Genomic DNA, 5,450 nt, shown 5'->3' with positions numbered 1-5,450 from the left:
CCGTGGGACCGGCGGGACGGCCCGGGCCGTCCCGCCCCCGGGGGTTGGCACCATCCGTCCGGCCGGCGGTGTGGTGGCCGTCGACATTGCCGGGCGGACGGAAGTTCCGTACCTTGGTGCCGGCTTTGGCCCCCGAAGAGCCGTCCTTGACCTTGAGGCGTCGTCACTTCACGCTGCACGTCCGGGTGATGACCACCGTCGACGGCGAATGCGGGGAGAAGTCCCTCATGGCCGTCGAATCCGCTCCGGTCATGAATTCCCCCCCCAATTCACCGGTCCCCGCGCGCGGGGGCGGACAGGTGCTTCGGCGGCGGAGGGCGGGTCCGGCCGTCGGGGTGCAGGGGCGGGTAGGTGGTCGGCAGGGGTTGAGGCCCCGGCCGGCCGCGGCGAGGCTTGGACCCGGGCCGACCGGGCCGACCGGTGTGCGGGGCGGGGCGGGGCGCCGGACGGGGCCGGGCGGTCGCGCGGGGGAGGCGGGAAGGAGCGTGCGGAGGAGGTCTCAGCCCGCCCGGTGGCGGTGGCAGGACTGGTCGTGCGGAGGCGCGATCAGGGAGGCGGCGATCGCCTTGTTCACGGCGTCGATCCGGGAGACCGCGCCGAGCTTGGCGAAGACGTTGCGCAGATGGCGTTTGACGGTGGCCTCGGTGATCGCCAGCCGGGTGGAGATCTGGCTGTTGCTCAGCGCCTGCGCGACCAGCTCCAGGATCTCCAGCTCCCGGGCCGACAGCACGTTCTCCGTGATGCCCTGCATCCGGGCCAGGCTGTCCCGGGAGACGGCCAGGACCATCCGGTCCGAGCCGCGGTGGACGCCGCGGACCGCCGCGAGCAGCTCGTCGCCGCACACGCTCTTCAGCAGGTAGCCCCGGATGCCGGCGTTGATGAGCCGTCGGAGCAACTGGGGGCCGTCGTACATGGACAGCATGATGATCTGCGAGGACGGCGAGAGCGCCCGCATCCTGGTGACGGTGTCGGTGGGTTCGCCGTCGGGGAGTTCGACGTCGAGCAGCACGACGTCCGGCCGGTGCCGGGCGACCTGGGCGATGGCGTCGCCGCTGTTGGCGGCCTCGCTCACCACCACCATGTCGTCCTGCGACTCCAGGATCTCGCGCACCCCCTCGCGGACCAGCGCGTGGTCGTCGACCAGGGCGACGCGGGTGGTGGCGGACGAGGGGTCAGCAGCTACGGCGTCGCGCGGGTTCATCGAGGAGCCGTCCTTTGAGAGGTACCGAGAGATCGACCCTGGTGCCGTTGTCCGGACGGCCGTTGACCAGCAGTCGGCCGCCGAGCAGTTCGGCCCGCTCGCGCATCGAGGACAGGCCGACGCCGGCGTCGGCCGGCCGCTCCTGCGGCAGCCCGCAGCCGTCGTCCTCGACGGTGGCGCGGAGCTCGTTGGGGGTGATCTCGACGTTCACCAGCAGCACCGTCGCCCGGGCGTGGCGCAGGGTGTTGCGGACGCCCTCGCGGAGGATCAGGAACACCTCGTCGAGCACCTCCGGCGGAGCCCAGGCCTCGTCCCCGTTCACCCGGAGCCGGGCGGCCACGCCGTCGGGGCCCAGCGACTCCAGGTCGTTGAGCAGGGCCTTCTCCAGGCTCCTCAGCGGCTGGTGGGTGTGCAGGTCGGAGGTGACCGCGCGCAGGTGGTGCATCGACTCCTGGATGGCCTGCTGCGCGGTGGCCAGCTTGACGCTCGCCCGGTCCGGCTGCTTGTCCAGGTAGAGGGTGTAGAGCTCCAGCTGGCGGTGGGTCACGCTCATCCCGTGCCCGATCCGGTCGTGGAGCTCGCGGGCGATCCGGCGCCGCTCGTCGAGCTGCGCCTCGTGGATCTTGTCGACGAGTAACCCGGTGTACGCGGCCACCGACTCGCGGATCCGCAGCGTGATGCCGCGCTGGAGCGCGAGGGTGATCAGGGTGAAGGTGTCGACTTGTCTGGATCCGGGCGGAAGGTGGCTGAAGATCGTCGACAGCGCCGCGTGGAAGAAGGCCGAGGAGGCCTGGACGGACTCCCGGGGGTGGACCCCGTCCGCCGCGCGTGTCGCGCCGACGTCCCAGGCCAGCAGCTTGCACGTCTGGTCGACCTCGACCTGCCCCACGCGCAGGCTGGTGACCACGTCGGCGACGATCTGCCGGGCGGTGGCCAGGGCCTGGTCCAGCGAGGCCGGGCTCTGCGCGATGGCGTTGCCGGCCGCCCGGAGCTCGGCCTCGTAGGCGTCGAGGATCTCGGGCGTGCGTTGTTCGATCAGGTCCGCCACCTGTTGGCGAGTCGTCAAGGCTGCCTTCTCCAAACCGGTCACGTGCCGGCCCCCGTGTCGCCTTGGCCAAGCGGGGTCAAGATACCAGAACGCCGTGCGAATTCGAGGGCGTGAAGATGGACTCCGGGAGGGGCCCTCGCCGGTCGAGCGTGTTCGAATCTTCAACTAGTTCAATGGAGTGACCGGAATGCCGAGACCGGTGACAAAGGGGGGGTCGGCCGCGCCGTGAAGAAGTGGACGGCGGTGGTGGCGGTGAGTCGTCCCGTCGCGCCGACCGCCACCCGGCCGGGCGCGGGCGGCCGGACCGCCGGTGGTACCGGGGCCGGAGTGCGGTGGCCCGGGGGAGGAGTGGCCACTACTCCTTTCGATACCCCACGCTCATCCCTCCGGCGCGGATGGGCCGACAGCGCTGGCGAGACCGTTGTCCGGGACTACGGCGGCTCTCTAGCGTGACGTTCACAGGACGTCCGCAATCGACCGGTACTTCCTGCATGTCCGCAACAAGAGCATCACTCCGTGCATGTCCGCAACAAGACCAGTACTTCCCGCATGTTCGCAACAAGAAACAGTTGTGAGGAACCAGACCGTGAAGGCTGACCGGCCGCCCCGGCGCTACCAGGCTTTCGTCCCGCTGACCCTGCCCGACCGCACCTGGCCGGACCGGACCCCCACGGCGGCGCCGCGCTGGCTCTCCACGGACCTGCGGGACGGGAACCAGGCGCTGGCCCGCCCGATGACGCCGGCCCGCAAGCTCGCCATGTTCGACCTCCTGGTGGCGATGGGCTACCGGGAGATCGAGGTCGGCTTCCCGGTCGCCAGCCAGGACGAGTACGACTTCGTCAGGATGCTGATCGAGCAGGACCGGATACCCGAGGACGTCCGCGTCTCGGTGCTGGTGCCGGCCCGCGACGAGCTGATCGAACGGACCGTGGAGAGCCTGCGCGGCGCCCGCGCCGCCACCGTCCACGTGTACAACGCGACCGCGCCGCTCTTCCGCGACCTCGTGCTCGGGATCGGCCGGCCGGAGTGCGTCGACCTCGCCCTGCGCGGCACCCGGTCGATGATGCGGCACACCGAGCGGCTGCTGGGCGACTGCGAGGTCGGCTACCAGTACTCCCCGGAGCTGTTCAACGAGACCGAGCCGGAGTTCGCCGTCGAGGTCTGCGAGGCGGTGATGGACCTCTGGGAGCCCGGCCCGGGCCGCGAGATCGTGCTGAACTTCCCGGCCACGGTCGAGCGTTCGATGCCGCACGTGTTCGCGGACCAGATCGAGTGGCTGGACCGCACCCTCTCCCGCCCCGAGCACCGCTGCCTGTCGATCCACCCGCACAACGACCGGGGCACCGGGGTGGCCGCCACCGAACTGGCCCTGCTGGCCGGGGCGAAGCGGGTCGAGGGCTGCCTGTTCGGCGGCGGGGAGCGGGCCGGCAACGTCTGCCTGGTCACCCTCGGCCTCAACCTGCTGACCCAGGGCGTCGACCCGGGCATCGACTTCTCCGACATCGACCGGGTGCGCCGCACCGTCGAGCACTGCACCGGACTGCCGGTCTCGCCCCGCCACCCCTACGGCGGCGAACTGGTCCACACCGCCTTCTCCGGCACGCACCAGGACGCCATCAAGAAGGGCTTCGCCGCCCTGGAGGCCGAGGCCGCCGCGGCCGGCGAGAGCCCGCGCGACCGCGCCTGGCGGATGCCGTACCTGCCGATCGACCCGCGGGACCTCGGCCTCGGCTACGAGGCGGTGGTCCGGGTGAACAGCCAGTCCGGCAAGGGCGGCGTCGCCCACGTCATGAGCGCCCGGCACGGCCTGGACCTGCCGCGCGGGCTGCAGATCGAGTTCGCCCGCACCGTGCAGGCGGTCGCCGAGGCCACCGGCGCCGAGGTCACGCCGGACCGGATCGGCCGGCTCTTCGAGCAGGAGTACCGGTCCACCGCGGACGAGACCAAGCCGCTGGCCGTGCGCCACGCGCCCGTCCCCACCGAGCTGTTCGTCGACGGGGCCGGCCCCGCCAGCGCGGACGGCACGGTCCGCGCGGAGGAGGTGCGCAGCCTCGGCGCGACCCTGGCGCCCTGGGGCGTAGAGGTCCGGGACGTCCGGCACACCGGCCCCGAGGGCAAGTCCGCGGACCCGGGGCGGGAGGCCGCCGTCTACGCCCGCTGCGCCTTCCCCGACGGACCGGCCTGGGGCTTCGGCCGGGGCCCCGGCCTGCACGCCGCCGCCTTCTCCGCGATCCGGGCCGCCGCCGCCCGGGCCGGCCAGGGCCCGGCCGAACCGGACCCGCCCGCACCGGAGCGGGTCCGGACCCAGGGCGCCGCCCCGCTCCCCGCCGAGCACCGCTGAGCCCGGGCACCCGCCGGGTCCGGGCACCGCCGGGCCGAGCGCCACGGACCCACCACAGACCCACCACAGACCCACCGACGGGGCGCCACCGGGAGCCCCGAGCAGCACCGAGCACCGCTGAGTCCCACGCAGCCGGTTCCCCCACCCACACCCGCAGGTACGCACGAGAGAAAGTCTGAGCAATGATGCTGGTCGAACGCGATGAGCACCTGGCCTTCCTGGCCGGTCTGCTGACCGAGGCGGTCGGGGGCAGGGGACGGATCGCCGTGGTGAGCGGCCCGGCGGCCACCGGAACGAGCGCCCTGCTGGACGAGTTCGTCGAGCGGGCGGCCGGGGCCGGCGTCCTGCCGCTGACCGCGGTGGGGTCGGCCGCCGAGACCGGCCTGCCGCTCGGCGTGCTGGGCCAGCTGCTGCGCGGCGCCCCGGTGCCGGCCGAGCAGCGGGCCGCCGTCCGCGAGCTGCTCGCGGCCGGCGCGGACCGGCGGGAGTCGGCCGCCCGGGAGCTGAGCGCGCTGCTGCTCGACCTGGCCGAACAGCGGCCGCTCGCCCTGGTGGTGGACGACGTCCAGCACGCCGACCCGGACTCGCTGGCCTGCCTCTCCCACCTGACCCGCCGACTCGGCCGCTCCCGGATCATGGCCGTCCTCGGCCGCTCCGGCCGGGCCGCCCACCGCACCGCCGAGTTCCACCAGGAGCTGCTGCGCCGCCCCGGCTGCCACAGCCTGGTCCTGCCCCTGCTCACCCCCGACGGCGTGGACCGGCTGGTCGCCGAGCGCCTGGGCCGGGAGGCCGCCGACCGGCTCGCCGCCGACTGCCACCGGATCAGCGGCGGCAACCCGCTGCTGCTCACCGCCCTGCTC

Annotated in this window: 4 protein-coding genes; 2 read left to right on the top strand and 2 right to left on the bottom strand. The window is 73.2% G+C overall.

What is annotated here, in order from left to right; genetic code table 11:
* Positions 1-499 precede the first annotated feature (499 nt).
* Positions 500-1,201 (bottom strand): response regulator, encoded by a 702-nt coding sequence (locus ACFU6K_RS30250; protein WP_380668364.1) that lies wholly within the window; start codon positions 1,199-1,201, stop codon positions 500-502.
* Positions 1,173-2,267 (bottom strand): sensor histidine kinase, encoded by a 1,095-nt coding sequence (locus ACFU6K_RS30245; protein WP_380668362.1) that lies wholly within the window; start codon positions 2,265-2,267, stop codon positions 1,173-1,175. Before ACFU6K_RS30245 ends, ACFU6K_RS30250 begins: the two co-directional genes overlap by 29 nt.
* Positions 2,268-2,820: 553 nt before the next feature.
* Between ACFU6K_RS30245 and ACFU6K_RS30240 the strand changes: the two genes are divergently transcribed.
* Complete coding sequence (locus tag ACFU6K_RS30240; protein ID WP_380668360.1) at positions 2,821-4,590, top strand: 2-isopropylmalate synthase; 1,770 nt, start codon at positions 2,821-2,823, stop codon at positions 4,588-4,590.
* 182 nt (positions 4,591-4,772) lie between these two features.
* Positions 4,773-5,450 (top strand): AAA family ATPase (locus ACFU6K_RS30235; protein WP_380668358.1); only part of this gene is annotated, 678 nt, incomplete at its 3' end.

The organism is Kitasatospora sp. NPDC057512, from assembly GCF_042802135.1.
Lineage (GTDB): Bacteria > Actinomycetota > Actinomycetes > Streptomycetales > Streptomycetaceae > Kitasatospora.
This window is presented reverse-complemented; position numbering and strand designations above follow the sequence as displayed.